At 67.6% G+C, this 25,375-nt stretch carries 30 protein-coding genes; 19 read left to right on the top strand and 11 right to left on the bottom strand.

Annotation, left to right across the window (positions count from 1 at the left end; genetic code table 11):
• Positions 1 to 34: 34 nt before the first annotated feature.
• The 6 genes from AC3ISA_RS08290 to AC3ISA_RS08265 form a co-directional block, all read right to left on the bottom strand.
• Positions 35 to 1,114, bottom strand: coding sequence for a murein hydrolase activator EnvC family protein (locus tag AC3ISA_RS08290; RefSeq protein WP_489177501.1), 1,080 nt, complete (start codon positions 1,112 to 1,114; stop codon positions 35 to 37).
• A gap of 1 nt (position 1,115) precedes the next feature.
• A complete protein-coding gene (rlmH, locus tag AC3ISA_RS08285; RefSeq protein ID WP_135194509.1) occupies positions 1,116 to 1,580 on the bottom strand; it encodes a 23S rRNA (pseudouridine(1915)-N(3))-methyltransferase RlmH in 465 nt (154 codons plus the stop codon).
• Positions 1,581 to 1,584: 4 nt separating this feature from the next.
• Positions 1,585 to 2,019 (bottom strand): ribosome silencing factor, encoded by a 435-nt coding sequence (gene rsfS / locus AC3ISA_RS08280; RefSeq protein ID WP_372691410.1) that lies wholly within the window; start codon positions 2,017 to 2,019, stop codon positions 1,585 to 1,587.
• Positions 2,020 to 2,163: 144 nt separating this feature from the next.
• Positions 2,164 to 2,829, bottom strand: a complete 666-nt coding sequence (locus tag AC3ISA_RS08275) for a nicotinate-nucleotide adenylyltransferase (RefSeq protein WP_489177500.1) — start codon at positions 2,827 to 2,829, stop codon at positions 2,164 to 2,166.
• A 79-nt stretch (positions 2,830 to 2,908) separates the two neighbouring features.
• Complete coding sequence (locus AC3ISA_RS08270; RefSeq protein WP_489177499.1) at positions 2,909 to 3,796, bottom strand: alpha/beta fold hydrolase; 888 nt, start codon at positions 3,794 to 3,796, stop codon at positions 2,909 to 2,911.
• Between the two features lie 17 nt (positions 3,797 to 3,813).
• A complete protein-coding gene (locus tag AC3ISA_RS08265) occupies positions 3,814 to 4,302 on the bottom strand; it encodes a Fur family transcriptional regulator (RefSeq protein ID WP_489177498.1) in 489 nt (162 codons plus the stop codon).
• A 117-nt stretch (positions 4,303 to 4,419) separates the two neighbouring features.
• Here AC3ISA_RS08265 and AC3ISA_RS08260 point away from each other — a divergent pair, with 117 nt between their 5' ends.
• The gene (locus tag AC3ISA_RS08260; RefSeq protein WP_489177497.1) at positions 4,420 to 5,196 is read left to right on the top strand and encodes a SapC family protein; all 777 of its coding nucleotides are present in this window, start codon (positions 4,420 to 4,422) and stop codon (positions 5,194 to 5,196) included.
• Between the two features lie 60 nt (positions 5,197 to 5,256).
• Here the strand turns inward: AC3ISA_RS08260 and AC3ISA_RS08255 are convergent, their stop codons facing one another.
• The 3 genes from AC3ISA_RS08255 to phyR form a co-directional block, all read right to left on the bottom strand.
• Positions 5,257 to 5,664, bottom strand: a complete 408-nt coding sequence (locus tag AC3ISA_RS08255; protein WP_135194505.1) for a hotdog family protein — start codon at positions 5,662 to 5,664, stop codon at positions 5,257 to 5,259.
• A gap of 22 nt (positions 5,665 to 5,686) precedes the next feature.
• On the bottom strand, positions 5,687 to 6,718 hold the full coding sequence (locus AC3ISA_RS08250; protein WP_489177496.1) for an NADP-dependent oxidoreductase: 1,032 nt from the start codon (positions 6,716 to 6,718) through the stop codon (positions 5,687 to 5,689).
• 308 nt (positions 6,719 to 7,026) lie between these two features.
• Positions 7,027 to 7,821, bottom strand: a complete 795-nt coding sequence (gene phyR, locus AC3ISA_RS08245; protein ID WP_372691417.1) for an anti-anti sigma factor/receiver protein PhyR — start codon at positions 7,819 to 7,821, stop codon at positions 7,027 to 7,029.
• Positions 7,822 to 8,019: 198 nt separating this feature from the next.
• On the opposite strand from phyR, the gene nepR reads away from it, so the two are divergent.
• From nepR to AC3ISA_RS08220, 5 genes are all read left to right on the top strand, one after another.
• On the top strand, positions 8,020 to 8,223 hold the full coding sequence (gene nepR / locus AC3ISA_RS08240) for an anti-sigma T factor NepR (protein WP_372691418.1): 204 nt from the start codon (positions 8,020 to 8,022) through the stop codon (positions 8,221 to 8,223).
• Positions 8,220 to 8,831, top strand: coding sequence for a sigma-70 family RNA polymerase sigma factor (locus tag AC3ISA_RS08235; RefSeq protein ID WP_135194501.1), 612 nt, complete (start codon positions 8,220 to 8,222; stop codon positions 8,829 to 8,831). Before nepR ends, AC3ISA_RS08235 begins: the two co-directional genes overlap by 4 nt.
• 102 nt (positions 8,832 to 8,933) lie before the next feature.
• Positions 8,934 to 10,634, top strand: a complete 1,701-nt coding sequence (gene phyK / locus AC3ISA_RS08230) for a sensor histidine kinase PhyK (RefSeq protein ID WP_489177495.1) — start codon at positions 8,934 to 8,936, stop codon at positions 10,632 to 10,634.
• A gap of 50 nt (positions 10,635 to 10,684) precedes the next feature.
• Complete coding sequence (locus AC3ISA_RS08225; RefSeq protein WP_017505506.1) at positions 10,685 to 10,822, top strand: entericidin A/B family lipoprotein; 138 nt, start codon at positions 10,685 to 10,687, stop codon at positions 10,820 to 10,822.
• A gap of 94 nt (positions 10,823 to 10,916) precedes the next feature.
• On the top strand, positions 10,917 to 12,371 hold the full coding sequence (locus AC3ISA_RS08220; RefSeq protein ID WP_489177494.1) for an NAD-dependent succinate-semialdehyde dehydrogenase: 1,455 nt from the start codon (positions 10,917 to 10,919) through the stop codon (positions 12,369 to 12,371).
• Here AC3ISA_RS08220 and AC3ISA_RS08215 read toward each other — a convergent pair whose 3' ends face one another.
• Positions 12,372 to 13,112, bottom strand: a complete 741-nt coding sequence (locus AC3ISA_RS08215) for a hypothetical protein (protein WP_489177493.1) — start codon at positions 13,110 to 13,112, stop codon at positions 12,372 to 12,374.
• A gap of 87 nt (positions 13,113 to 13,199) precedes the next feature.
• Between AC3ISA_RS08215 and obgE the strand changes: the two genes are divergently transcribed.
• Positions 13,200 to 14,246 (top strand): GTPase ObgE, encoded by a 1,047-nt coding sequence (gene obgE, locus AC3ISA_RS08210; RefSeq protein WP_489177492.1) that lies wholly within the window; start codon positions 13,200 to 13,202, stop codon positions 14,244 to 14,246.
• Here the strand turns inward: obgE and AC3ISA_RS08205 are convergent, their stop codons facing one another.
• Positions 14,247 to 15,419 carry an AI-2E family transporter gene (locus AC3ISA_RS08205; RefSeq protein WP_489177491.1) on the bottom strand — a complete coding sequence of 391 codons (1,173 nt, stop codon included), beginning with the start codon at positions 15,417 to 15,419 and terminating at the stop codon, positions 14,247 to 14,249.
• Positions 15,420 to 15,480: 61 nt separating this feature from the next.
• On the opposite strand from AC3ISA_RS08205, the gene AC3ISA_RS08200 reads away from it, so the two are divergent.
• From AC3ISA_RS08200 to AC3ISA_RS08145, 12 genes are read left to right on the top strand one after another with little or no spacing between them, the layout of a single operon-like run.
• Positions 15,481 to 17,043: a helicase HerA-like domain-containing protein gene (locus tag AC3ISA_RS08200; protein ID WP_489177490.1), complete on the top strand. Its 1,563-nt coding sequence runs from the start codon at positions 15,481 to 15,483 to the stop codon at positions 17,041 to 17,043.
• A gap of 50 nt (positions 17,044 to 17,093) precedes the next feature.
• Positions 17,094 to 17,654 (top strand): NifU family protein, encoded by a 561-nt coding sequence (locus AC3ISA_RS08195; protein WP_489177489.1) that lies wholly within the window; start codon positions 17,094 to 17,096, stop codon positions 17,652 to 17,654.
• 54 nt (positions 17,655 to 17,708) lie between these two features.
• Positions 17,709 to 18,290, top strand: a complete 582-nt coding sequence (locus tag AC3ISA_RS08190; protein ID WP_489177488.1) for a helix-turn-helix domain-containing protein — start codon at positions 17,709 to 17,711, stop codon at positions 18,288 to 18,290.
• 45 nt (positions 18,291 to 18,335) lie between these two features.
• On the top strand, positions 18,336 to 18,743 hold the full coding sequence (locus tag AC3ISA_RS08185) for a helix-turn-helix domain-containing protein (protein WP_489177487.1): 408 nt from the start codon (positions 18,336 to 18,338) through the stop codon (positions 18,741 to 18,743).
• A 10-nt stretch (positions 18,744 to 18,753) separates the two neighbouring features.
• Complete coding sequence (gene tsaB, locus AC3ISA_RS08180) at positions 18,754 to 19,434, top strand: tRNA (adenosine(37)-N6)-threonylcarbamoyltransferase complex dimerization subunit type 1 TsaB (RefSeq protein WP_372691427.1); 681 nt, start codon at positions 18,754 to 18,756, stop codon at positions 19,432 to 19,434.
• Complete coding sequence (rimI, locus tag AC3ISA_RS08175) at positions 19,431 to 19,874, top strand: ribosomal protein S18-alanine N-acetyltransferase (RefSeq protein ID WP_489177486.1); 444 nt, start codon at positions 19,431 to 19,433, stop codon at positions 19,872 to 19,874. The genes tsaB and rimI overlap by 4 nt, the downstream gene beginning before the upstream one ends.
• A gap of 27 nt (positions 19,875 to 19,901) precedes the next feature.
• Positions 19,902 to 20,387, top strand: coding sequence for a Fur family transcriptional regulator (locus AC3ISA_RS08170; protein ID WP_159847368.1), 486 nt, complete (start codon positions 19,902 to 19,904; stop codon positions 20,385 to 20,387).
• A gap of 44 nt (positions 20,388 to 20,431) precedes the next feature.
• Positions 20,432 to 21,874 (top strand): tRNA (N6-isopentenyl adenosine(37)-C2)-methylthiotransferase MiaB, encoded by a 1,443-nt coding sequence (miaB, locus tag AC3ISA_RS08165; RefSeq protein ID WP_489177485.1) that lies wholly within the window; start codon positions 20,432 to 20,434, stop codon positions 21,872 to 21,874.
• Positions 21,874 to 22,860, top strand: coding sequence for a PhoH family protein (locus AC3ISA_RS08160; RefSeq protein WP_372691430.1), 987 nt, complete (start codon positions 21,874 to 21,876; stop codon positions 22,858 to 22,860). Before miaB ends, AC3ISA_RS08160 begins: the two co-directional genes overlap by 1 nt.
• Positions 22,857 to 23,303: an rRNA maturation RNase YbeY gene (ybeY, locus tag AC3ISA_RS08155; protein WP_489177484.1), complete on the top strand. Its 447-nt coding sequence runs from the start codon at positions 22,857 to 22,859 to the stop codon at positions 23,301 to 23,303. Before AC3ISA_RS08160 ends, ybeY begins: the two co-directional genes overlap by 4 nt.
• A gap of 51 nt (positions 23,304 to 23,354) precedes the next feature.
• Positions 23,355 to 24,944: an apolipoprotein N-acyltransferase gene (lnt, locus tag AC3ISA_RS08150; RefSeq protein ID WP_489180082.1), complete on the top strand. Its 1,590-nt coding sequence runs from the start codon at positions 23,355 to 23,357 to the stop codon at positions 24,942 to 24,944.
• An 18-nt stretch (positions 24,945 to 24,962) separates the two neighbouring features.
• Complete coding sequence (locus AC3ISA_RS08145) at positions 24,963 to 25,373, top strand: helix-turn-helix domain-containing protein (RefSeq protein ID WP_372691432.1); 411 nt, start codon at positions 24,963 to 24,965, stop codon at positions 25,371 to 25,373.
• The last annotated feature ends 2 nt before the right edge of the window (positions 25,374 to 25,375 follow it).

Genomic DNA, 25,375 nt, shown 5'->3' with positions numbered 1-25,375 from the left:
GCGTCAGACGAGAATGCAAAGGACTATTGCAGGTTCACTGCAACCAAGGCCCCGGATCGATAGGCCGTTCGTCGCGGCGAAGCTCGAAATAGATGTCGCCGTCCGGGCCGCTGCGGCCCAGGGTCTGGCCGTCCGACACGCGGGCGTCCGGACCGACATCCACGCTGTCCAGCCCGGCGATGACCGCGCGCCAGCCTGGGCCGAGGTCCAGCACCACGACATTGCCCCATCCCGTCAGCGGCCCGGCGTAGGCGACCTTGGCGTCGGCGGGGGCCGTCACGGCCGCCCGGTCGGCGCGCCAGCGCCAGCCGGAGGTTCCCGCGCCCCAGGTCTGGCTGGGCGCGCCGGAGACGGGCGGACTGAGGCGGGCGCGGCCGGCGGGCAGGCGGGCCGTGGGCGTTTCCGCCGCCTGGGTGGTCGGCACGGCCCCGCCCAGTTCGCGGATACGACGTTCCAGCACGGCGGCGGCGCGTTCGGCGGCGCGGGCCTCGGCGTTCAGCACGGCGGTCAGGGCGGTCTTGCGCGACGTCAGACCCTCGATCTCTCCCCGGCGGTCGCCCTGTTCGCTCTCGGTCGTCAGCAGGCGTTCGGAGGACAGGACGGCGAGGCGGCGGATGCGCATGATCTCGGCCTGGCGGACGCCCAGGGCCTTGGCGCGGTTTTCCAGGTCCGGCGTCATGGCCTTGAGCAGGATTGAGGCGCGCACCGTGTCGATGGCCTTGTCGGCCGGCACCAGCAGGGGCGGCGGCGGGCGGCGGCTCATCATCTGAAGCGCGCTGAGCAGACGGCCCTGGGCGCCGCGCTCGCGGGCCAGGTCGGTGACCAGTTCGGCCTCGCGTTCGGTCAGTTGCTGCAGCCGGGCGCGCTGATCGTCGATCTGGCGGTCGCCAGTCTGTTCGTCGGCGCGCAGCAAGGCCAGGCGGCGCTCCAGCAGGACCAGTTCGGACTTTGCGGCGTCGGCGTCGGCGCGCAGGCGGCGCGCGCGCACCGTCTCGTCGCGGTATTCGGCCTGGATGCGCGACAGCTCGCTTTCGGGCGCCTGCCTGCCGACGGCGGGCGCGGCGCAGACGAAACCCGTCAGCAGGGCCAGCGATAGGGGAATGGCGCGACGCATGTCAGTCGCGATGATAGGGCGATCCGGCCAGGATGGTCACGGCCCGATACAGTTGTTCCGCCAGCATGGCGCGCGCCAGGGCGTGGGGCCAGGTCTGGGGACCGAAGGCCAGGGTCGAGGAGGCGGCGGCCCGCACGCTTTCGTCCAGTCCGTCCGCCCCGCCAATGGCGAAGACCAGACGGCGCTCGCCCTGGTCGCGCAGCTTGGCGATGTGGTCGGCGAAGGCACGCGAGGAATAGGTCCTGCCGCGTTCGTCGCAGGCGATCAGATGCGATCCTTCCGCAGCGGCGAGGATCAGCTCAGCCTCCGGCGCCTTGCCCGGCTTTCGGGCCTCAAGATCGATCAGTTCGAGGGGACCGAGGCCAAGCGCGCGTCCCGACAGGGTGGCGCGCTTGGCGTAGTCGTCGGCGAGCGTCGCCTCAGGCCCCCGGCCCGGTCGGCCGATGGCGACGATGCTCAGCTTCACGGTCTTAGTCGCGGACCATGCGGTGGGCGGAATCGACGGCCCAGATCTTCTCGATATTGTAGAAGGTGCGCACTTCCGGGCGGAACAGGTGCACGATCACGTCGCCGGCGTCGATCAGGACCCAGTCGCAGTGCGGCAGGCCCTCGACCTTGGCCTTGCCCAGACCGTTTTCCTTCAGCGTGCGCAACAGGTGGTCGGCGATGGCGCCGACGTGACGGTGGGAACGGCCGGACGCCACGATCATGCTGTCGGCCATGGCGCTTTTGCCCTTGAGGTCGATCAGGACCATGTCCTGGGCCTTGTCCTCGTCGAGGCGGCTCAGGATGGCTTCTTCAAGCGGGGTTGCGCCGACGGGGCGCGGAGCGGAATCGTCGAAACCGCGCGGGGAGGCGTCGGATTCAAAGCCGTCTTCGGAATGGAGAGGTTCGATAGCATCCATCTCGTGCGCCGTGTTCGAGACGGCGGCGTCTTGCGTATCATACGCGGGCGAGGGGGTCAGCGGAGGGCTCCGGGAGCGTTGACTAAAGAAGCCCTCTAGCACGGATGGGCCGCAACGTGAACCGGCGCCCGAATCATCCGGCGATCACGAGGCCGCGCGTCGCCCCGTCGAAGTCCTGATCGCGGTCGAGGACAGGGGATTGAGCGGCGCGGTCAGATAGGTCCAGGCGGGCGCCTCAAGCGTCGGCAAAAGCCCCGCCTGCTGGGCCGGAATGCGGAAACCGGCGAAACGGGCGGCGGCAGGCGCCGTGCGGCTGTCGAGCAGCGAACCGGGCCGGGCGATCACCGCCACCGGCATCAGCCGCATGATGTCGGTCCAGCCTCTCCAGCGATGGAAGCTGGCCAGATTGTCCGACCCCATCAGCCAGACGAAATGCACGCCAGGATGCCGCGCGACCAGCAGGCGCAGGGTGTCCACGGTCCAGGCGACGCCAGCGCGGCTCTCGAAATCAGAGACGATCATCGACGGACCGCGCGCCTGCTGGCGGGCCGAGGCCATGCGCTCGTCCAGAGGTGCGCTTTGGCGGGCCTCCTTCAACGGGTTCTGTGGCGAGACCAGCCAGACGACGCGGTCCAGGCCGAGGCGACGCATGGCGGTCTCGGCGACGTGGGCGTGGCCGTCGTGGGCGGGATTGAAGGAGCCGCCGAACAGGCCGACCTTCATGCTTGGGGCCAGGATCAGGCCATCGCGCAGCGCCCCGGATCGGGGGCCGGCGCCTTTGGGCGCGGGACCGGCGTGGAAGAAGGACAAGCGGCGTCTCGGGCGGCGGGAGTTTTGCTCAGCGGCGCCCTTATAGCGCGGGTGTTTGTTCAGCCTACAGAAATCATTCTCAAACTGCGGCGTCGAACAGGGCGTCGCGCGCGATGTCGGCGTGGGTCATGGGGAACAGGTGACCGCCGCCGGATACGACCTCGACCGTGACGTTGAGCATTCCCCGAGGCGCGACCGGCACATGGGTCAGTGCGCCGTGCTCGGCCTTCAGGATGCGCACCGGCCCAGGATAGCGCCGCAGCGCCCGCCAGGGATCGTGGGCTTGGGCCGAGTAGTTGGCCGCCTCCCAGGCCGGCGTGGCGCTGAGGTTCAAGCCGCCCTCCCCCTCGCCCTTTTGCTCACTCAGGCCTTCCGACAGATAGTCGGCCAGGACCATGTCGGGCCAGCCCTTGAAGGCGCCGCGCCCGCGATAGGCGGCCATAGCCTGCTCGCGGCTGTCGAACAGACTGCGACGGCGCAGGGTGGCTTTGGCGATGGGGATGGCGCCCATCAGCCGGTGGGCGAAGGGCAGGTTGAAGGCGAAGACCGCCGACCGTTTCCAGATCACCGGGTCGAACAGCACCAGGCTGGAGACACGTTCCGGCTGCACAGCCGCCGCCAGCAGTGAGGCCGTGCCGCCCATCGAATGGCCGGCCATCACCACCGGCGGACCGTCGATGGCCTTGAGCAAGGCCAGCAGGTCGTCGCGGTGATCCAGCCAGCTGGTCTTGGGCCGGGTGAAGACCGGCAGGGTCGAACGGCCATGCCCGCGCAAATCGGGCGCCCAGATGCGCAACGACGCCGACAGGGGCGACAGCAAGCTGCGGTAGGTGGCGGCGTTGAAACCGTTGGCGTGGGAGAATATCAGATCGACCGGGCGTTTGGGATCGACGAAATCCAGCACCGCCATCTCACCCGCGCCCCAGCGGTTGTCGATGGGAACGGCCAGGCGCCGAGGAGGAGACATCAGCGCCGCATCCATGCTCAAGCCGTCTCGCGGCACGCGGCGCAACGGCCGTGCGCCTCGATGGTGGTGCGGGCGATGGCGTAGCCTGCGGCGGCGGCGGCGGCGTTCATGGCGCTTTGGTCCGGGCCGCTGACCTCGCGCGTCGCGCCGCAGCAGTCGCAGATCAGGAAGGCGGCGGCATGGGCGGCGTCGCCGTCGTCGGTGCAGGCGACATAGGCGCTGATGGAGGCGATGCGGTGGGCCATGCCCAGCCGTTCCAGAAACTCCAGCGCGCGATAGACGGTCGGCGGCTTTGCGGCCTGGCCGTCCTCGCCGAAGCGCGCGATCAGGTCGTAGGCCTTCACCGGCTCGCCCGTTTCCAGCAGCAGGGCCAGAACCCGGCGGCGCTGGGCGGTCATGCGCTCGCCGCGCTGGACCGCGCGCGCCTCGGCCGCCGCCAGGGCGCGGTCCAGCGCGCCGCCGTTCAGGCCGGAGTGGTCGTGATCGTGATCGCAGGCGGAACCCATGCGCCACAGCTAATGGCTGGCGGCCTTCGCCGCAACCGACGCATCGCGGGTTTGCCGGTTGGGCGGGGTTGGGCTAGAAGGCGCGCCTCCGATCTCCAACCAGAGCGTCCTCGCTTCATGACCGACACGAACAACTCGCCGCTCGAAGGCAACGTCCTCTTCTACGTCAATCCCGAGCCGCTTGATCAAAGCATCCACGGCAGCCTGGGCGTCAACCCGACCGACAAGCCCTACGCCTTCGTGGCCCAGACGAATGTCGTGCCGCTGACGGTGACCGAGTTCTCGGCCGCCGCCCTGTCCTATCCGATCATCTTCACCGGCGAGAACCGCCAGCCGGTCGCCGTGATGGGCCTGCGCTCGAACGAGAACCTGTTTGTCGCCGACGACGGCGAGTTCCGCGCCGACGCCTATGTGCCCGCCTATGTGCGCCGCTATCCGTTTGTCTTCGCCGACGACAAGCAGAACCAACGCCTGATCCTGTGCATCGACCGCGGTGCGGCGATCGTCGCCGAGGGCGGCCAGAACCCGCTGTTCGTCGATGGCCAGCCCAGCGACTACACCAATATGGCGATGGAGTTCTGCAACAACTTCGAGCAGGAGCGTCTGCGCACCGAAGGCTTCATGACGCTGATCAACGAGTTGGACCTGCTGGACATTCGCGAGGCCCACTTCACGCCTCGCAACCCCGACGGCACGCCGGGCGAGCCGCAGAAGCTGGCCGAATACTATGCGGTGTCGGAAGACAAGCTGCGCGCCCTGCCTGCCGAGAAGCTGGTCGAGCTGCGTGACAACGGCGCCTTGGGCCAGATCTACGCCCACCTGGTGTCGCTGGTCGGTTGGGATCGCCTGATCGCCCTGGCCGTGCTGCGCCAGGCGCCGACGACCGTCAACTAAGCCGACGACGCTTCAAGACGATCAGCCCCGCCGGTTCCGCCGGCGGGGTTTTTCGTGGGCTCAACGCCGCGAGAACAGCGCCCGCGTCAAGCAGGAGAAGACCAGGCGCCCAGATTCGTCCAGCAGGTCGTGCGAGGCGATGACGATGCCCTTTTCGTCGCCGACCGGATCCTTGCCCATCACCGTCATCCGCCCACGCAGCAGCTCGCCGGCGGGCGGATTGCGCATGTAGCGCAGGCCGTCGACGGCCAGGACCTTGGTCTGGGCCCAGCCGCCGGACTTGTCGGCCGCCAGCCGGCTCCACAGCACATAGACCATGGCGTCCGGTGCGCCGTAGGCGACGTCCCAGCCCGGCGAGAACCGCTCGATGAAGACGTCCAGCGCCGCCTGATCGACGGCGCAGGCGCCCAGCGGCACGACCTGACCCACTTCCAGGTCTTCGAAATGGACGTGCAGCGGATCGCTCATGGTCGGGACTTCCGTATCGGCTTTAGGCGGGTTCTTCGGAAACGCGAACCAGCAGCTTGCCGTCGTGATCGCCGGTGAACAAGCGGTTCAACGAATCCACCGCGCCTTCCAGGCCGTCATCGACGTGAACCTTCCATTTCACCCGGCCATCCGCCAGCCACGGCCCCATCTCGGCGACCATCTCGCGGGCGCGGGGGGCGTAGTCGAGGACCAGGAAGCCCTGGACCTGAAGACGGTGGGTGATGATGCGCGCGAAGTTCGGCGACGGCGGCGCCTTGGTCGCATTGTAGGAGGACACCAGGCCACAGACCGCCATGCGGCCGTGCACCTTCAGCCGGTTGAACACGGCGATCATGATGTCGCCGCCGACGTTCTCGAAGTTCAGGTCGATGCCGTCCGGCGCCAGACGGTCCAGCGCCTCGCCCACATCCTCGTTCTTGTAGTCGATGGCGGCGTCGAACCCGAGTTCGTCGGTCAGCCAAACGCATTTCTCGGGCCCGCCGGCGATGCCGATGACGCGGCATCCGCGCTGCTTGGCCACCTGGCCAGCGATGGAACCGACGGCGCCCGCCGCCGCCGAGATGACGATGGTCTCGCCCTCCTTGGCCTTGAGCACATCGGTGATGCCGAAATAGGCGGTCAGGCCGGTCATGCCGAGCACCGACATATTGGCCGTCAGCGGCAGGCCCGGCGCGCGGTGGACGGGGCGAAGGCCGCCTTCAGGCACGACGGCGTAGTCAGCCCAGCCGCCCGAGGTCGGCATGACCACGTCGCCGGACTTGAAGCGGCTGGACCGCGAGGCCTCGACCACGCCCAGGGTCAAACCACGCATGACCTCGCCCAGGCCCACCGGCGGCAGATAGCCTTCGGAATCGTTCATCCAGGTGCGGTTGGTCGGGTCCAGCGACAGATAGACGGTGCGGACCAGTACCTCGTTTTCCTTCAGGTCGGGGATGGCCGTCTCGACCAGTTCGAGGTCGCCGGGCTGGATCAGCCCCTTGGGGCGCTGGCGCAGCACCCATTGTCGGTTCGTCTTGCCGTTCGTCGAGGCCATGCGCGTTTCTCCCGTGGGTTTCTTTGAGCACCACCTTGGCCCCGGCGCGCGCGGCGGTCGAGCCATGACCAAGAAAAAAGCGGCCATTGCGGACCGCTTTGAAGTGGCATCATCGAGAATGAGGCGCGGAGGCGGCATGATCGGCTGTCGCTGATCAAGTCGGGGGGCGTCGCCGCCTCCGCATCCCGATAACGACAAGACTGAACACCGGTTCCCGGCGGCTGCGACTTTTCTGTCGGCGCAAAAGAAAAGGCCCCGTCGCGGATGCGAACGGGGCCTCTTTGTCGTCTGAAAGACGGGCTGCGGCTTTACGCCGCTTCTTTCTGACGCGAAGGATGGAAGAACAGCGCCTGGCTGATCGCCGCCTTCACCGTTTCCGGCTGGAACGGCTTTGTGATCAGGAAGGTCGGCTCGGGACGCTCGCCGGTCAGCAGGCGTTCCGGGAAGGCGGTGATGAAGATCACCGGCACGTCCAGCGTCTTCAGGATGTCCTTGACCGCGTCGATGCCGGACGAACCGTCGGCCAGTTGGATGTCGGCCAGAACCAGACCCGGCTTGTGGCGGGCGACGGCGTCGATGGCTTCGTCATGCGTCGTGGCGGTGCCGGTGACGCGGTGACCCAGTTCCTTGACCAGGCTCTGGATGTCGGCCGAAATGATAGCCTCGTCCTCGATCACCAGCACGTCCGTCGCCAGTTCGGCGTCGATGTCGGACTGGGCGTCGGCGATCAGGCGTTCGACGTCGCGCGGATCGGCGGACAGGATCTGGGCGGCTTCCGAAGGGGTGAAACCTTCCAGAGCAGTCAGCAGGAAGGCCTGACGCGAACGGGGCGCGATACGCAGCAGACGCTGCGAGGCGTCATTGCCCGTGGTCTCTAGCATGCCGGTCTCCAACTGGGCGCCGGTGGACGACCAGATGGCGTGGAAGACATGATACAGGGCCACGCGCGGCGTCATGTCGGCCGACAGCTGCTGCTCACCGGCCGCCAGGGCCTCAAGGGCGACACGGACGTAATTGTCGCCGGTGGATTGGTCGCCGGTCAGCGCACGGGCGTAACGGCGCACATAAGGCAGGTGCGGCGCAAGTCTGGCCAGAAGGCTCATTCAGATAGTCCCCGACAAATCTCCGCCGTCCCAGCAATGGAAGGCGCTACAGCGGGTCTAAACGTATCATACGCGTCACGGTTCCGCAGTTTGGACAAAGCTTGAGCGTAAAATCGCCATCGCACAGGAACCCCGGCGCGGGGACGACGTTATCGGCGGGCATCTCTGCGAAGACCGTTGGGTGGGCGTGTTCTGTCTATGATTGATTCTACCGACTCCTCGCGCCCCAAGGGCGCCGAAAACAAGGGGGAGGCCGGGCTTGAAGAAGCTCGCCTTCGTCAGCAGGCCATCGGCGTAAAGCTGCGGCACATGTTCGACGAGGTCGTCAACGAACCCGTCCCTGACGAGTTTCTCGACATCCTGAAGCGCGCCGACGCCAAGGCGGCGGATGGCGCCGCATGAGTACGTCTCGCCTGGGGGCCGCCCCCAAGCCCGCCTCGGCCGACGACGAAGGCTTCAAGCGCGAACTGGTGGTGCTGATCCCGCATCTGCGCGCCTTCGCCCGCACACTGACCGGTGATCCGACCGCCGCCGACGACCTGGCGCAGGACGCGATGATGAAGGCGTGGGACGCCCGCGCCTCCTATCAGATGGGCACGAACATGAAGGCTTGGACCTTCATGATCCTGCGCAATCAGTTCTATTCCGAGAAGCGTCGCTCGTGGCGTCAGTCGCAGCTGGATCAGGAAGCCGCCGAGCGGACCCTGGTCGCCGTGGACGATCCCGAGGCGCCCGTCGCGCTGGACGAACTGCGTCAGGCCCTGAAGACCCTACCCGAAGAACAGCGTGAAGCCCTGATCCTGGTCGGCGCCGGCGGCTTCGCCTACGAAGAAGCGGCCGAAATCTGCGGCTGCGCGGTCGGCACGGTAAAGAGCCGCGTCAGCCGGGCGCGCCGGGCGCTTGCGGCCACCTTGGAAAAAGGCGGCTATGGCCGCGACGGCAAGGCGGCGGGCGACGCCATGCGCTCCATCCTGGGCGAGGCCGACAGGCTGGCCGGCGCCCGGAGCTGACCTGCGGTGAATGAGACGACCAGAGACGCCTCAAGGCCGCGCCTCGGTCGCACGTGGAATACGGACCGGTTTCAGGGCATTCGCTTTCGGCTGGGCGCGGCCATGGCCATGGCCCTGCTGCCGATCTTCGTCCTCAGCCTGATCCAGACCCAGGCGGATTTCCGCCGACAGGCCGAGGATCGACAGGTCGATCTGCAACTAGCCGCCGAACGCAGCGCCTCCAGCGCCAAGGCCCAGTTGGACAGCGCCCAGGTTCTGCTGCGCGCGCTCAGCCCCGATGCGCTTGGCCCCTATTGCGCGCCGCGCCTGACCGCGCTTGTCGGACGGCTGGAAGGTTATGAAGGCCTCTATCGCATAAGTCCGACCGGCGAGGCGGTCTGCGCATCCGGCCGCACGGACGGGCTGCGTTCCGGCGTCGCGCCGGCCGCACAGGCCACATGGTTCCAGCGTCTGCGCAACGGCGAGGAACTGGTCGTGGTGCGCGCACCCGACGGCGCGGGCTATCAAGGCGCGCTGATCGTGGCGACACGGGCCGAGCGGCCGATGGGCCGGTTCGACGGGGCCATGGTCGCCGTCATTCCCCTCTCCGCCCTGCAACCCGACATCGGCGACCCCGCCCTGCCATCGGGCGCCGAGGCGGCGCTGACCGACGGCGCCGGGCGTATCCTGACCGCCAGCGACGCGGATGTCTTCAAGCTGGCCGACGGCGACGACATCGCCGGATGGGTCGCCCGTGCGCGCGACCAGGGTTCGGCCGTGTTCGAGGCCAAGGATGTGCAGAACCACAGGCGCGACTATGCCGGTGCGGCGCTGGCGGGCGGCGACCTCTACGCCCTGTTGTCGGCGCCGGCGCCCGGCCTGCTGTCCTGGGCGCGGCTGAACCCGATCGGAACGCTGCTGCTGCCCCTGGGCGCCTGGTTGACGGCGTTCGCGGCGGTGATGCTGCTGTCTGAGCGCATCTTCATCCGCTGGCTGGACTATCTGGAGCGGGTCGCCGCCATCTATGCGCGCGGTCGGTTCTCGGTGCGGCCTCTTCAGGCGATGAACGCCCCGGCTGAAATCCGCACCATGGCCCGCACTCTGGACGAAATGGCCGAGGCCATCACGGTTCGAGATCGGGAGCTGACCGACGCCCTGGCGGAGAAGGACGCGCTGATGCGCGAGATCCACCACCGGGTGAAGAACAACCTTCAGATCATCTCTTCCCTGCTGTCGATGCAGCAGCGCGCCCTGACCGACGCCCCGGCCAAGGCGGCTCTGGGCGATACGCGTCAGCGCATCTCGGCCCTGGCCCTGATCTATCGCACCCTCTACCAGAGCAACGACATCCGCCACGCCGATGCGCGTGAGTTCCTTAACGAACTGGTGGGGCAGTTGGTCGCCAGCGAGGCCACCCGCGGCCCGGTCGTCATCAGTTCGGTCGATGCGGATTCGCTTCACGTCGATCCCGACAAGCTGGCGCCCCTGGCGCTGTGGCTGGTCGAGGCGGTGACCAACGCACAGAAGCACGCCTTCGCCGGCAGCGGCGGTGAGTTGAAGGTCCGCTTCCGGGTCCAGGGCGAAACGTCCGTGCTTGAAGTCGAGGACGACGGACCCGGCGCCCAGGCCGGGGCTGAGGTCGGGGTGGGTCGCACCCTGATGAGCGCCTTCGCCAAACAGTTGCGGGGCGAGACCGATTTCATCACGCCCCGCGGCGGCGGCACCATCGCCCGCATGACCTTCGCCACGCCCGAGGCCTTGGCGCCGGTCGATCCGGCGGACAAGACGTCCAGCAACGGAACCGGAGCCGTGGCGTCGCGTTGATGCAGCAAGACCGGCGGAGTTTCACCCCGGCTAACCTTCGGAGTTTTCTCATGCGCAAGATTTTCGTTCTGGTCGCCGCCGCCGCCGCCCTGACCACCGCCGCCTGCAACACAGTCGAAGGCGTGGGCCGCGACACCCAGGCCGCCGGCCAAGCCGTCACCGGCGCCGCCCAAGACGCCAAGAACTGATCGACGGCCGCAGCCTCGGCTGCATCGTCGGACTTGCAAGGCCCCGCATCGTCGGGGCCTTGTTCGTTTCAGGACTGCGACAGGAGCTTCTCTCGTGAACCACACCGCCCGCCACGCCGGCCTTGCGCTGCTGCGCCAGCACGCCTTGATCGCCGGAGAGCCAATCCTTGCGAACGGTGGCGGCATCGCCGTCGACGATCCGGCGACCGGCGAAATCATCGGCCATGTCCCCGACCTGGGCGCCGCCGAAACCGAACAGGCGATCGCAGCGGCGGCCGAGGCATTCAAGACCTGGTCCCGCTCCGATCCTCACGAGCGCGCCGCCTTCCTGCGCAAATGGGCCGCGCTGATCGACGACAACGTCGAGGGGCTGGGCGCCTTGATGGCGCTGGAGAACGGCAAGCCGTTCGAGGAGGCCAAGGGCGAAGTGATATACGCCAACGGCTTTCTGAAATGGTTCGCAGGTCAGGCCGAGCGACTGATCGGCGAGACCCAGGACAGTCCGCTGGGCCATCTGATCCTGACCTATCGCGAGGCGGTGGGCCCGTGCGCCCTGATCACGCCGTGGAACTTCCCGGCCGCCATGCTGACGCGGAAACTGGGCCCCGCCTTCGCCGCCGGCTGCACCGCCGTGGTCAAGCCGGCCAGCCAGACCCCTTTCACCGCCATCGCCCTGGCGGAACTGGCTTATGCGGCGGGCCTGCCCAAGGGCGCCCTGTCCATCGTCACGGGCGACGCCGCGACCATCGGCAAGGCGCTGACCGACAGTCCCGCGATCCGCAAACTGTCCTTCACCGGCTCGACCGGCGTGGGCCGCAAGCTGGCGGAACAGTGCGCTCCGACGCTGAAGCGGGTGTCGATGGAGCTGGGCGGCGCCGCCCCCCTGATCGTCTTCGCCGACGCCGATCTGGACCTGGCTGTCGCCGAGACCATCAAGGGCAAGTTCAGGAACTCGGGCCAGACCTGCGTCTGTCCCAACCGCGTCTATGTCGAGCGGTCGGTCGCCGAGACCTATGCCGAAAAACTCGCGGCGGAAGTCGCAAAGATCAACGTCGGGAACGCTTTCGAAGAGGGCGTGAAGGTTGGGCCACTGATCGAGGACAAGGCCATCGACAAGGTCGAGAAACACGTGGCGACGATCAAGGCCGACGGCGGCAAGGTGCTGACCGGCGGCTCGCGCCATGAGCTGGGCGGCCGCTTCTTCCAGCCGACCGTCACCCTGGGCGGGAACGACGCACTGTTCCGCGAGGAAGAGACGTTCGGTCCGATGATCCCCGTTTTCGCCTTCGATACCGAGGAGGAGGTTCTGGAGAAGGCCAACGCCAGCGATTACGGCCTGGCCTCCTATCTGTTCACCCGCGACCTGGACCGGGCCATGCGGTTTTCGCGTCGGATCGAGGCGGGAATGTGCGGCGTCAATACGGGCCTGATCTCCACCGCTGTCGCGCCGTTCGGCGGTGTCAAACAGTCGGGCTATGGCCGCGAGGGTTCGATCCACGGCATCGACGAATATGTGGACATCAAGACGGTGACGCTGGCGCTGCGGTGATCAGACCGTCAGCGACACGCCGCCGACGTTCAGGCTCTTGCCCGCGTCATCGACGGCCTTGAGCACCTCGGCCGCGGCGTTTTCCGCCGCCTCGGCGTCGCGCCGTTCGACCGGATCGGCCTTTGCAGCAGCCGCCTGTTTGGCCAGGGCCTTGATCTGATTAGCCAGGCCCCGAACGTCGGTCAGGAAGTCCCTGTCAGCCTGGCTGGCCGCGCCGCGACGTGACGCGTCAGCCAGCTTGACCTCGGCGTCCTGCGCCAAGCGCTGGTAGGGATTGTCAGGCGATCCGGCCTCGTCCTGTTTTGGCTCGCCCGCCTGTTCTGTCGCGACAGCCTGGGTCGCAGCGGCGTCGTCCCTGGACTCGACTTGAGCCGCGCCCGCATCGGCCGACGGGGTCGAGGCGGCGGCTGTCGCCGTCACGCCAAGATCGCCGGCGGACCCGCCTGCGCCGGCATAGCTGCTGACCGCCGATTTCAGTTCGCGCGCCAGCTGGGCCAGCACCTTGGGATCGACGGGACTGCTCATCCTCAGCATCTGCAGCCGGGCCTTGAGCTGGTCCACGCGCTGTTTTGCGGCGGCCTTCTTCTGGTCCGAGGCGTCGGTGTTCATCTGCTTCAGCGTCGCCACCGCCGACCTGGCGTCGCGCAGCCGGGCGGCGGATCGCTCGTCCGCGGCCTTTTCGCGCTGGACGCGGCCCTCGTTCAGGACATTGACCATGGCGCCGGCGGACGAGACGTTCATGGGCGAAGAGTCTGGATCGCGTCGCTTAATGACCTATGAATTACGCGGCGCCTCGCCCTCGCCCTCGTCTTTTGGCATAAGCCCGCGATGAAGTTCCTCGACCAGGCCAAGATCTATATCCGCTCCGGTAACGGCGGCGCGGGCTCCGTGTCGTTCCGACGCGAGAAATTCATTCCCAACGGCGGCCCGGACGGCGGCGACGGCGGCAAGGGCGGCGACGTCTGGATCGAGTCGATGGACGGGCTGAACACCCTGATCGACTATCGTTACCAGCAGCATTTCAAGGCCCAGACCGGCCATCACGGTCAGGGTCGCCAGATGCATGGCGGCAAGGGCGACGACGTGCATCTGAAGGTGCCGGTCGGCACACAGGTTCTGGACGAGGACAAGGAAACCGTCCTGCTGGACATGGACACCCCCGGCAAGGTCGAACTGCTGCTGAAGGGCGGCAACGGCGGCTGGGGCAATGTGCGGTTCAAGGGCCCGACCAACCAAGCGCCGACATACGCAAATCCCGGCCAGGACGGTCAGGAACGCTGGATCTGGTTGCGGCTGAAGCTGATCGCCGACATCGGTCTGGCGGGCCTGCCGAATGCAGGCAAGTCGACATTCCTGTCGGCAGCCAGCGCGGCCAAGCCCAAGATCGCCGACTATCCCTTCACCACCTTGGCCCCGAACCTGGGAATGGTGGACCTGTCGCCGTCCGAACGGTTCGTCATCGCCGACATCCCCGGTCTGATCGAAGGCGCCAGCGAGGGCGCCGGGCTCGGCACGCGGTTCCTGGGTCACGTCGAACGATCCGCCAGCCTGATCCACCTGATCGACGGCACACAGGACGATGTGGCGGAGGCCTATCGCATCATCCGTGGCGAGCTTGAGGCCTATGGCGAGGGCCTGGCCGACAAGGCCGAGATCCTGGCGTTGAACAAGATCGACGCCCTGACGCCAGAGGCGCGCGAGGAGAAGGCGGCCGAACTGGAAGCCGTCTCAGGTCGCCGCCCCATGCTGGTGTCCGGCGTGTCGGGCGAGGGCGTGCCCGCCCTGCTGCGCGCCGCCTGGGCCGAGGTGAAGAAGACGCGCGGCGCCCTGGCCGGCGAAGGCGACACGGATCAGATCAGCGGCTGGCAGCCCTGATCAGGCCTCCGGCGCAGGCTCAGGTTTAGGCTTGCGCCGGGCCGATTTCGGCTTGTCGGTCGTCTTGTCCTCGTCCGCATAGGGTTCGCCGTCGCCGGACAGCAGGATCGCCATCCAGCGCGACCCCTTGAACTCGGCCAGGATCGCCATGGCCATGACGGCCAGCGGCGTGGACAGGAACATGCCGATCACACCCCACATTTTGCCCCAGAAGGCCAAAGCCAGCAGCACCACCACCGGATCGATGTTCTGGTTGTCGCCCTGCATGCGCGGCTGGATGAAGTTGCCGACGACGAACAGGATGACCTGCAACCCGACCAGCAGGATGGCGGCCGGCCAGTAGCTTTCGAACTGGACAAGGGCGAACAGCGGCGGGGCCAGCCCCGCCACCGCCCCGCCCAGCACGGGGATGAAGCCAACGATGAAGATGACGAAGGTCCAGAACTCGGCGTTCTGAAGCCCCACCGCCCGCATCAGGATCCAGGCCACGACGCAGATCATCGCCCCCGTCACCGACTGCACCCAGATATAGCCCTCGACCCCGCCGCGCACGCGCTGGAACACCGCGACAGCCTCGTCGCGCTGGGCCTCCGAGGGGAACATGGCGATGATCTTGCGGCGGAACCCAACCTGGGACGCCAGCAGAAAGCCCAGATAGATCAGGACGAAGAAGGCGCCCGAGGCGATGCCCTGCACCTGAAACGCCATCGACGTCAGATAGCCGCGCACGTCGATGCCGTTGATCAGGTCCTGGGCCGTCGGCGGATTGGCCAGCCGCACGATGCCATAGACATCGCGAATGATCTGATCGATGCGCGGGCCGATGTTCTGGGACACGCCCGACGCCTCGCCGAAGAAGCCGGCCGCGCCGTTCACGATGATGGCGATGGAGGCGAAGAAGGCCAGCACCACCAGGGTCAGGGCCGCGATCCCGGCCATACGGCTGTTCAACGGCGTGCGCGCCTCGACCGACCGCTTCACCCCGTCGATCATGATCAGCAGGAAGATGGCCATGGCCAGCGGCGTCAGGATGTCCCGCAGCCAATAGATGGCCGCTCCCGCCGCCACCGTGGCGATGATCCCGAGGGCGTTGCGGGACACGGCCGAGGACGGCATGGCGACGGGGCTTTTCATGCCTGTGTTGTCGAACCGCCCGGCTTCGGCGTCAATCACTGTTCCGACCGCGTTTGGAACGCGCTAGACCTTTCTTCGAGACGCCCATCGGAGACCCGTGATGCCCGACGCCCTGCCCGGCCTGTTCCTCGGCCAATCCGACGCCGACCAGCCGGAAAGCCTGTTGTTCAACCGCGCCAACCGCCACGGCGTCGTCGCCGGCGCGACCGGAACGGGCAAGACGGTCACACTTCAGATCATGGCCCAAGGGTTCTCCGACGCCGGGGTGCCGGTCTTCTGCGCCGACGTGAAGGGCGACCTGTCGGGCATTTCGCAGGTGGGAACCCCGAACGAGAAACTGATCGCCCGCGCGACCGAGATGGGGCTGACCCTGACGCCGCGCGCCGCGCCGACGGTCTTCTGGGATCTGTATGGCCAGAAGGGCCATCCGATCCGCACCACCGTGTCCGAGATCGGCCCGGTGCTGATGGCGCGGATGCTGAACCTGAATGACGTGCAGGAAGGCGTGCTGACCGTCGTCTTCCACGTCGCCGACAAGGAGGGCCTGCTGCTGCTGGACCTCGACGATCTGCGCAGCCTTCTGGTCTATGTCGGCGAGAACGCCGAGCGGATCGGACGCGAGGTCGGCAATGTCGCCCCCGCCTCCATCGCCGCCATCCAGCGCTCGCTGCTGCAGGTCGAGCAACAGGGCGGCGACGCCTTCTTCGGCGAACCGGCCTTGAAGCTGGAAGACATGATCCGCGTCGGTCTGGACGGACGGGGCCAGGTCAATGTGCTGGATTCGACCCGGCTGATGAACAGTCCGCGCCTGTATGCGGCTTTCCTGCTATGGTTGCTGTCGGAACTGTTCGAGCAACTTCCAGAGGTGGGCGACCCGGAAAAGCCGCGCCTGGTCTTCTTCTTCGACGAGGCCCACCTGCTGTTCAACGACGCCCCGCGCGCCCTGCTGGAAAAGGTCGAACAGGTCGTCCGCCTGATCCGGTCCAAGGGGGTCGGCGTCTATTTCGTGACGCAGAACCCGGCCGACATTCCCGACACCGTCCTGGCCCAGCTGGGCAACCGTATCCAGCACGCCCTGCGCGCCTATACGCCGTCCGAACAGAAGGGGCTGAAGGCCGCTTCGCAAAGCTTCCGCGTCAACGCCGCCTTCGATACCGCCGAGGCCATCCAGGGTCTGGGCGTGGGCGAGGCCTTGGTCTCGGTGCTGGACGAGAAGGGCGCGCCGACCATCGTGGCCCGCACCAAGGTCCGCCCGCCGGCGTCACGCCTGGGTCCGGCGACCGACGCCGAGCGCGCGGCGATCATGGCCGCCAGTCCCGTGCGCGGCCTCTACGATCAGGTTCTGAACCGCGAATCCGCCGCCGAAATCCTGGCCAACCGCCACGGCGCCGCCGATCAGGCAGCGGCTCAGGCGAAGGCCCAGGTCGAGGCCGACAAGGCCGCTCAGGTTCAGGCCAGGGCCGATGAGAAGGCGGCCCAGGCGCAAGCGAAAGCACAGGCTCAGGCCGATGCGCGCGCCGCGCGCGCGACACCGACCCCGGCCCGTCGTTCCACGCGTGAAACACCGATCGAAGCCATGACCAAGTCGGTCCTTCGCACCGCCGGATCGACCCTGACCCGCGAGCTGATGCGCGGCCTGCTGGGCGGGTTGAAACGGCGCTAGGTTCCGCGCGGGGTCTTGCAACGGGGCGGGGGCGAGCGCATCTCCCGCCCATGTTCATCCAGACCGAACCCACGCCCAATCCGAACGTGCTGAAGTTCCTGCCCGGCCGCGACGTGTCGCCGGCCGCCGCGCTGGAATACCGCACCATAGACGAGGCGACGGCCTCTCCCCTGGCCGAAGCCCTGTTCGAGCTGGAAGGCGTCGACGGCGTCTTCTTCGGCGCCGACTATGTGTCCGTGACCCGCCAGCCCCAGGGGCCGGAGTGGTCGGAGATGAAGGCGCCGATCCTGGGCGTCGTCATGGATCATTTCGTCTCGGGCCAGCCGCTGACGCGCGGCGCCAGCGTCGAGACCGACAGCCATGCCGAGGACGACAGCGAGATCGTCGCCGAGATCAAGGCCCTGCTGGATAGCCGCATCCGCCCGGCCGTGGCCCAGGACGGCGGCGACATCCTGTTCGATTCCTTCGACGAATCGACCGGGGTTCTGAACCTGCGCATGCGCGGCGCCTGCGCCGGCTGTCCCTCGTCGTCGGCCACGCTGAAGGCCGGCGTCGAGCAGATGATGCGCCACTATGTGCCGGAAGTGACGCGGGTCGAGCAGACGATCTGATCGTTTCGACGGTTTCGTCTCGCCAGACACATCGCCGGGCGCCATCTTGAGTTGATGCCCCGCTTCGTTCCCGACCCTGAAGTTCTTCGCCTCGGCGAAGCCCTCGCCGCCCTGCGCCGCGAGCGCGGCCTGTCGCAGGCCGAGGCGGGTGCTCGGGTCAATATGACGAGCCAGGGTTGGGGCCTGTACGAATCCGGCCGGCGTCCCGGCCTGTTCCGACCCGATGTGCAACGCCGCCTGACAGGCGCTCTGGACTCCAGCCCCGAAGCCCTTGCCCTGCTGCTATCAGACGAGGCCGATCGACCGACAGCGGTCGATCCGAACGGCGTCGAAAACAGCGGACGCCCCTTCGACGGGCTATCGCGCGCACCGAACCGTATTGAAGTTCGTGACGACCACCTGTCACCTTGGGCCGAACCCGGCGTCGTTCTGGAGTTCGAACCGGGGATGCAGCCGCGCCAGGGGCAGGGCTGCGTGATAGAGATGGCCGATGGGACGATGCGTGTGCGGCTATTCGAGCGGACGGATGCTCAAGAGATGCACGTGCGCGGCGCCGGAAAGCTCGATCAAGCCGAGATCATCGACCGTCACCTCATCGTGCGAACATCGGCGGTCGTCGCCCGACTGGAGCGATGAAACGAAAACGTTGCATTCTCGGTAAGGTTGTGAAATCGTCTTTCTATGGAAAAGACGGATAGCGTTTCTCGCAAGAAGGCCCGCGCCGTGGAGCCTCTGGATGCTCTGGTCGGGACGCGCATTGCGTCGCGGCGAACGGCCTTGGGTCTATCGCAGACGGCGCTGGGCGCGATGGTCGGCGTCAGTTGTCAGCAGCTTCAAAAATACGAGGGTGGGCGCAATCGCATTTCTGCGGCGCGCCTGCATCGGCTGGCTCTGGCCTTGGGCCTGCCCGTCGAGGCCTTCTTTCCGGATCGTCCTGAACCGGCCGAAAGCGCCGAACTAATCATGATCCGATCCCTGGCCGTAACGGCTGAGGGACGGGCGATGGCCGACGGGTTTTCCCGCATCGACGACCGCGCCGTGCGGCAAGCCTTGACGCGACTGGTGGAGGTTCTCGCCAGAGCGGCCTAGAAGGCCGCTCATGAGACTTCTGGTGATCGATACGGCGCTGGGCGCCTGCACGGCGGCGGTGTTCGAGGACGACCGCCCTCTGGCCGTGCGGTTCGAGCCGATGACCAAGGGACATCAGGAGCGGCTGGGCGGTCTGGTTCGCGATGCGATGGCCGAGGCGGGCGGCGGTTTCGATAGTCTGGACCGGATCGGCGTGACCGTCGGACCGGGATCGTTCACCGGACTTCGCGTCGGTCTGGCCTTCGCCCAGGGACTGGGCGCGGCGCTGGATCGGCCGGTTGTAGGTCTATCCGCCCTGGACGCCCTCGCGGCCTCCTCGGATGCCGTTACGGGGCCGGTCGCCGCCTTGATCGACGCCAGACGCGGTCAGGTTTACGCGCGGCTGTTCGCCAATGGCGAGCCTCTCGGACCCGACAAAGCCCTGTCGCTAGGCGACGCGGCGGGCCGGATCGCCGATCTTGGCCCCGACATCGCCCTCGTGGGCAACGGCGCTGCGGTTCTGGTTGAGGCCCATCCCAATCTGAAGTTCGCAAGCCGGGACGACCGCGTCGCGCCGTCGCCAGAGGCGCTGGCCCGGCTGAGCGCCGCCGCCGATCCGGCGGTTCACCTGCCGCGCCCGCTCTACCTGCGCGCACCCGACGCGACCCCGCCCAGCCGCCTGCCAGGCCAGCCGCGCCAACCGGCGTCATGACCGCTCCCGATCCGCACACTCTCGCCGCCCTTCATGCCGAGGCGTTCGCGGCGCCATGGAGCCAGACCGAGTTTGCGGACCTGCTGTCCCAGACCGGCGTCTTCGCCGTCATCGAGCCGGATGGCTTCATCCTGATCCGCGTGGTGCAGGACGAGGCCGAAATCCTGACCTTGGCGGTGCGTCCGTCTGCGCGCCGAACAGGGCTGGGCCGTCGCCTGGTCGAACTCGGCGCCGTCACGGCGGCGCGGGCGGGGGCATCGCGATTGTTCCTGGAAGTCTCTGAGGACAACCTCGCCGCCCGCGCCCTGTACGACCGCTCTGGATTTACCCAGATCGGCCGTCGAAAGGCCTATTACGCCGCCGCCGACGGGTCTCGGACGGATGCATTGGTGATGAGCCGCGATCTCTGTGTGGATCAGGCCAACGTGCCGCTTCCCTGATGCGATCCGAGCCCCTATTCTAGGGTCATGGACCGGATCGAAAAACTCTGCGCCGACCGCGGCATGCGTATGACCGAACAGCGTCGGGTGATCGCCCGCGTGCTGTCGAACGCCGAAGACCACCCCGATGTCGAGGAGCTGTACCGTCGCGCCTCGGCCATCGACCCGCACATCTCCATCGCCACCGTCTATCGCACCGTGCGCCTGTTCGAAGAGGCGGGCGTGGTCGAGAAGCATGACTTCGGCGATGGCCGCAGCCGCTATGAAGAGGCGGGCGACGATCACCACGACCACCTGATCGACACCAAGTCGGGCGAGGTGATCGAGTTCTTCGACGCCGAGATCGAGCGGTTGAAGTCCGAGATCGCGGAACGGCTGGGCTTCCAGCTGATCGGCCACAAGTTGGAGCTTTACGGCGTGGCGATCGAGGGCGCCGAGCCGTCCAAACGCGAAGGCCTGATCTTCACCCGCCACGCCGCGCGGGTCGATCCCGCCGACGTGGATGCCGGCTGAACGCCCGTCTTGTCGGGGCGCGTGCGGGCGATCATAAGCCCGCAATGACTGAGACCCTGGTTCCAACGGCCGAAGCGATGGCGGCGCCCGAAAAGCGCCTGTTCATCAAGACCTACGGCTGTCAGATGAACGTCTATGACAGTGAGCGCATGGCCGATGTGCTGCGCCCGCTGGGCTACGCGACGACCGACGATGTTAAGGCCGCCGACTTCGTCATCCTGAACACCTGCCACATCCGCGAGAAGGCGGCCGAGAAGATCTATTCCGAGCTGGGCAAGCTGCGCGAGATGCGCGACGTCCGGCGCGAAACGGGTGGCGACCTGACCATCGCCGTCGCCGGCTGCGTCGCCCAGGCGGAGGGCGAGGAGATCATGCGCCGCCAGCCGGCGGTCGATATCGTCGTCGGCCCCCAGGCCTATCACCAGCTGCCCGAACTTCTGACCCGCACAGCGCGGGCGCGGGGCGAGCGGATCGGCGCCGACTTCGCCCCCGACGACAAGTTCGACGCCCTGCCCACCACCCGCTTCACTGAAGGACCGACCGCCTTCCTGACGGTGCAGGAGGGGTGCGACAAGTTCTGCACCTTCTGCGTCGTGCCCTATACGCGTGGCGCCGAATGGTCGCGGCCGATGGTTTCGGTGCTGGACGAGGCGCGCCAACTGGCCGGACGCGGCGTGCGCGAGGTCACGCTTCTGGGCCAGAACGTCAACGCCTATGACGGCGAACGGCCGGACGGGAAGAAGGCGACCCTGGCGGAACTCGCCTATGCCCTGGCCGATATTCCTGGCCTGGACCGGATCCGCTATACGACCAGCCATCCCAACGACATGGCCGACGAACTGATCGTCGCGCACGGCGACCTGGACGCCCTGATGCCCTATCTGCACCTGCCGGTGCAGGCGGGGTCTGACCGCATCCTGCGGGCGATGAACCGCAAACACGGCCGCCAGAAATACTTCGACTTGATCGACCGGATCCGCGCCGCGCGGCCCGACATCGCCATCGCGGGCGACTTCATCGTCGGCTTCCCCGGCGAGACGGACAAGGAGTTCGAGGACACCTTGGATCTGGTGCGGCGTGTGAACTACGCGGGGGCCTTCGCCTTCGCCTATTCGCCGCGTCCGGGCACGCCCGCCGCCGGCATGGGCAAACAGGTCGAGCCGGAAGTCGCCAAGGCGCGGCTGCATCGTCTGATCGCCCTGCTGACCGAACAGCAAACCGCGTTCAACCTCGCCCAGGCGGGCCGGACCCTGAATGTGTTGTTCGACAAGCCCGGTCGACACGGCCACCGTCGCCAGGCGATCGGTCGATCCCTATATCTGCAATCGGTCCATGTCGACGACGCGGATCATCTGATCGGACAGATCGTTCCGGTCGAGATCGTTGCGGGCCAGCAGAACAGTCTGTCAGGCCGGCTCATAGCAGACGGGCTCAAGCAGCCGAGCCCCGCGGTCTCGGCGCTAGCCCAAAAAGAAAAGGCTGCTTGATGGCGCGAGAATCCGAATTCGTCCCTTTGAATGACGCCGAACTGCGTGCGGTCGTAGGGCCGAACAGCCGTCACGTCGCCCTGATCGAGGACGCCTTCAAGGTGCTGGTCGAGGCGCCCGGCGGCGGGGTCTCCGTCAACGGCGGCACGCGCGATCGCACCGATGCGCGCCAGGTCATCGAGGATCTGGCCAAGCGCGCGGCCCTGGGCGCCGAGGTCACCGAGGCCGACGTGCGTGCGGCCCTGGGCCAGGCGCGCGGCGGCAAGGGCACGCCGGGCATGGCGGCGGCGGGCGTTTCGCTTCCGGGCGGCAAGCGCGGCTCCATCGTGCCCAAGACCAAGGCGCAGGCGGCCTATCTGGACATGCTGGGCCGGTGCGAGTTGTCGTTCGGCGTCGGCCCGGCCGGCACCGGCAAGACCTTCCTGGCGGCGGCCTATGGCGCGTCCCTGCTGCGGCGCGGACAGGTGGACCGTCTGGTCATCACCCGGCCGGCGGTCGAGGCGGGCGAGAAGCTGGGTTTCCTGCCCGGCGATCTGAACGAGAAGGTCGATCCCTATCTGGCCCCGATCTGGGAGGCGCTGAACGACATCCTGGGGCCTGAGGACGTGCAGCGTCGCCGCGACAAGGGCGAGATCGAAGCCGCCCCCATCGCCTTCATGCGCGGCCGCACCCTCAGCCACGCCTTCGTCATCGTCGACGAGGCCCAGAACACCTCGCGCCTGCAGATGAAGATGGTGCTGACGCGCCTGGGCGAGGGCGCGCGGATGGTGGTCACGGGCGACCCGTCGCAGATCGACCTGCTGAACCCGCGCGACTCCGGCCTGGCCCACGCCCTGCGGATCCTCGACGGGGTCAAGGGCGTCGGCATCCTGAAGTTCGAAGCCTCGGACGTGGTGCGCCACGCCATGGTCGAGCGGATCGTGCGCGCCTATGACGCCGATGCTGAAAAGGGCCGCCCGGCCCCGGTTGCCGAAGACCCCGCATGATCGAGATTGAAGTCGAGGCCGAGGCCTGGACCGGCGCCCTGCCGGAAACGGAAGCCGTCGTGGAACGGGCGGCGCTCGCTGCGCTGGGGAAGGTCGAGGGCGACATCGTCGTCCTGCTGACCGACGACGAAAGCGTGCGCGAACTGAACGCCCGGTTTCGCGACAAGGACAGGCCGACCAATGTCCTGTCGTTTCCCGCGCCGGAAAACGCCGCGCCGCATCTGGGCGACATCGTCCTGGCCTACGGCGTCTGCGCGACCGAGGCCGAGGCGCAGGGCAAGACCCTGGCCGATCATCTGGGCCATCTGGTCGTCCACGGCGTGCTGCATCTGCTGGGCCGCGACCACGAGGACGACGCCGAGGCCGAAGAGATGGAGGCCGAGGAGCGCGAGATCCTGGCCCAGATCGGCGTCGCCGACCCCTATTTAGCCGAGCAGGACTGACCGATGTTTCCCGACGCCCTGCTGGACCGTTTCGCCGCCCCGATCCGCGCCATGCCCGACAAGAAACGCGCCCTGACCTGGCGGCTGATCCGCATCGCCCTGGCGCTGCTGGCCGGGGCCGGGACCGCTTTTGCGCATCCACCGTTCGGCGTGTTGATCGGCTTGTTGGGTTATCCGCTGCTGATGATCCTGTCGGAGCGTTCGGACACGGTGCGCGGCGCCTTCTGGATGGGGTGGCTGGCCGGCTTCGCCTATTTCTTCATCGGCTGCTGGTGGGTGGCCGAGGCCTTTTTCGTCAATCCCGAACAGGCGTGGATGGCGCCCTTCGCGGCCAGCCTGTTGCCCGCCGGTCTGGGCCTTTTCTGGGGGACGGCGACCGCCTTGTATCGTCGCTGGGCGCCGCTTGGCGCGTTGCGGGTGCTGCTGTTCGCGGCCCTGTTCTGCGCCGCCGAATGGCTGCGCGGCCATGTGCTGACAGGCTTTCCGTGGAACCCGGCCGGCGCGACCTGGCGCGCGGGCGGCGGCATGTCCCAGTTCGCCTCGGTGGTCGGCGTCTATGGACTGAGCCTGGTCACGGTCGCGGCGACCGCTGCCTTCGCGCCGCTGATCGGACCCGGCGCCAAGCGCAGCCGCCTGATCTCCGCCGGCCTGGGGGCGCTGGCCCTGATCGCCGTCGGGACGTTCGGCGCCGTCAGGCTGGCGCAGGCCGACCTGCAGTTCACCGACACCGTCGTGCGTCTGGTTCAGGCCGATGTGAAGCAGGAGACCAAATGGTCGCCCGACGCCTATCGCTCCATCGTCGATCGGTATGTCGCCCTGACGGGTCAGGCGGCGGCACGCACGCCCAATGTCGTGGTCTGGCCCGAGGGCGCCCTGCCCGCCTCGGCCAACGACGTCTTCGCCTCGCCGGACGCCCAGGCCATCGCCGGCGCCTTGCGGCCCGGACAGACCCTGCTGATGGGGCTGGCGCGCGGCGAGCCGGACCTGACCGCGCCGGAGGGCGGTCGTTACTACAACAGCCTGTTCGCCCTGGCCGACGAAGGCGGGGCGGGCCTGAGGGTCGCGGCCGTCTATGACAAGCACCGGCTGGTGCCGTTCGGCGAATATCTGCCGCTGAGCGGGATCATGACCAGGGTCGGCCTGCGCAGCCTGGTGCATATGCCCAGCGACTTCTCCGCCGGACCGACGCCGGCGCCGATCCAGGTTCCGGGCGCGCCGCCGGCCCAGGTGCTGATCTGCTACGAGAGCCTGTTCCCCGGCTTCACCCCCGGCGCGGCGGGGCGGCCGGCGTGGATCGTCAACGCCTCCAACGACGCCTGGTTCGGCGCGACCTCGGGTCCGCGCCAGCATCTGAACCTGGCCAGCTATCGCGCCATCGAGACCGGCCTGCCGATCGCACGGGCCACGCCGACGGGGATTTCGGCCATGATCGATCCCTGGGGCCGGATCGTGGACGGCCAACGACTGGACCCCGGCGTCATGGGCGTGATCGACGCGCCGCTGCCGCGCCCGACCGGGATCACGCCCTATGGTCGGTTCGGCGATTTCCTGTTCTTTTTCTCGACCCTAACAGCATTCATCCTGTCCTTGTGGCCTTTGATCCGGCGATCTAGGGTCCGTGCGAATCGGGCAGCGATCTGAGCAAAGAGGGGGGATGGCATGGCGCGTGACAAGGACGAGGATCCGCATCCCGTCGATCGCCATGTCGGCCGTCGCGTTCAGGAAAAGCGTCTGGACCTGGGCCTGACCCAGACCGCCCTGGCCAAGGCCGTCGGCGTCAGCTTCCAGCAGGTGCAGAAGTACGAGAAGGGCACCAACCGCGTCTCGGCCTCGAAACTGTTCGAGATGGCCGATTTCATGAAGGTGGATATCCCCTTCTTCTTCAACGGCTACGCCAACGCCCAGCCCGGCATGGCGGAAGAGGTGGCCCCCGCCTTCGACCACGAGCACAAGCCGACCAGGAACAGCGTCGAGATCACCCGCCTTGCGCCGCGCCTGCCGCCGCGCAAGCAGAAGCTGATCCTGGACATGATGCGTGAGATGCTGGGCGACGAAGAGCCCCAGCCGTAAGG

This window comes from Brevundimonas sp. KH_058 (assembly GCF_057838505.1).
The sequence above is the reverse complement of the archived record's forward strand: the minus strand, read 5'-3'. Positions and strand labels throughout refer to the sequence as shown.

Excerpts from the sequence above, each read along its gene's own strand:
- AC3ISA_RS08290 (WP_489177501.1), bottom strand. The coding sequence starts at position 1,114 with ATGCGTCGCGCCATTCCCCTATCGCTGGCCCTGCTGACGGGTTTCGTC.
- rsfS (WP_372691410.1), bottom strand. The coding sequence starts at position 2,019 with ATGGATGCTATCGAACCTCTCCATTCCGAAGACGGCTTTGAATCCGAC.
- AC3ISA_RS08270 (WP_489177499.1), bottom strand. The coding sequence starts at position 3,796 with ATGTCTCCTCCTCGGCGCCTGGCCGTTCCCATCGACAACCGCTGGGGC.
- AC3ISA_RS08265 (WP_489177498.1), bottom strand. The coding sequence starts at position 4,302 with ATGGGTTCCGCCTGCGATCACGATCACGACCACTCCGGCCTGAACGGC.
- AC3ISA_RS08260 (WP_489177497.1), top strand. The coding sequence starts at position 4,420 with ATGACCGACACGAACAACTCGCCGCTCGAAGGCAACGTCCTCTTCTAC.
- AC3ISA_RS08255 (WP_135194505.1), bottom strand. The coding sequence starts at position 5,664 with ATGAGCGATCCGCTGCACGTCCATTTCGAAGACCTGGAAGTGGGTCAG.
- AC3ISA_RS08250 (WP_489177496.1), bottom strand. The coding sequence starts at position 6,718 with ATGGCCTCGACGAACGGCAAGACGAACCGACAATGGGTGCTGCGCCAG.
- phyR (WP_372691417.1), bottom strand. The coding sequence starts at position 7,821 with ATGAGCCTTCTGGCCAGACTTGCGCCGCACCTGCCTTATGTGCGCCGT.
- nepR (WP_372691418.1), top strand. The coding sequence starts at position 8,020 with ATGATTGATTCTACCGACTCCTCGCGCCCCAAGGGCGCCGAAAACAAG.
- AC3ISA_RS08235 (WP_135194501.1), top strand. The coding sequence starts at position 8,220 with ATGAGTACGTCTCGCCTGGGGGCCGCCCCCAAGCCCGCCTCGGCCGAC.
- phyK (WP_489177495.1), top strand. The coding sequence starts at position 8,934 with ATGGCCATGGCCCTGCTGCCGATCTTCGTCCTCAGCCTGATCCAGACC.
- AC3ISA_RS08225 (WP_017505506.1), top strand. The coding sequence starts at position 10,685 with ATGCGCAAGATTTTCGTTCTGGTCGCCGCCGCCGCCGCCCTGACCACC.
- AC3ISA_RS08215 (WP_489177493.1), bottom strand. The coding sequence starts at position 13,112 with ATGAACGTCTCGTCCGCCGGCGCCATGGTCAATGTCCTGAACGAGGGC.
- obgE (WP_489177492.1), top strand. The coding sequence starts at position 13,200 with ATGAAGTTCCTCGACCAGGCCAAGATCTATATCCGCTCCGGTAACGGC.
- AC3ISA_RS08200 (WP_489177490.1), top strand. The coding sequence starts at position 15,481 with ATGCCCGACGCCCTGCCCGGCCTGTTCCTCGGCCAATCCGACGCCGAC.
- AC3ISA_RS08195 (WP_489177489.1), top strand. The coding sequence starts at position 17,094 with ATGTTCATCCAGACCGAACCCACGCCCAATCCGAACGTGCTGAAGTTC.
- AC3ISA_RS08190 (WP_489177488.1), top strand. The coding sequence starts at position 17,709 with ATGCCCCGCTTCGTTCCCGACCCTGAAGTTCTTCGCCTCGGCGAAGCC.
- AC3ISA_RS08185 (WP_489177487.1), top strand. The coding sequence starts at position 18,336 with ATGGAAAAGACGGATAGCGTTTCTCGCAAGAAGGCCCGCGCCGTGGAG.
- tsaB (WP_372691427.1), top strand. The coding sequence starts at position 18,754 with ATGAGACTTCTGGTGATCGATACGGCGCTGGGCGCCTGCACGGCGGCG.
- rimI (WP_489177486.1), top strand. The coding sequence starts at position 19,431 with ATGACCGCTCCCGATCCGCACACTCTCGCCGCCCTTCATGCCGAGGCG.
- AC3ISA_RS08170 (WP_159847368.1), top strand. The coding sequence starts at position 19,902 with ATGGACCGGATCGAAAAACTCTGCGCCGACCGCGGCATGCGTATGACC.
- miaB (WP_489177485.1), top strand. The coding sequence starts at position 20,432 with ATGACTGAGACCCTGGTTCCAACGGCCGAAGCGATGGCGGCGCCCGAA.
- AC3ISA_RS08160 (WP_372691430.1), top strand. The coding sequence starts at position 21,874 with ATGGCGCGAGAATCCGAATTCGTCCCTTTGAATGACGCCGAACTGCGT.
- ybeY (WP_489177484.1), top strand. The coding sequence starts at position 22,857 with ATGATCGAGATTGAAGTCGAGGCCGAGGCCTGGACCGGCGCCCTGCCG.
- lnt (WP_489180082.1), top strand. The coding sequence starts at position 23,355 with ATGCCCGACAAGAAACGCGCCCTGACCTGGCGGCTGATCCGCATCGCC.
- AC3ISA_RS08145 (WP_372691432.1), top strand. The coding sequence starts at position 24,963 with ATGGCGCGTGACAAGGACGAGGATCCGCATCCCGTCGATCGCCATGTC.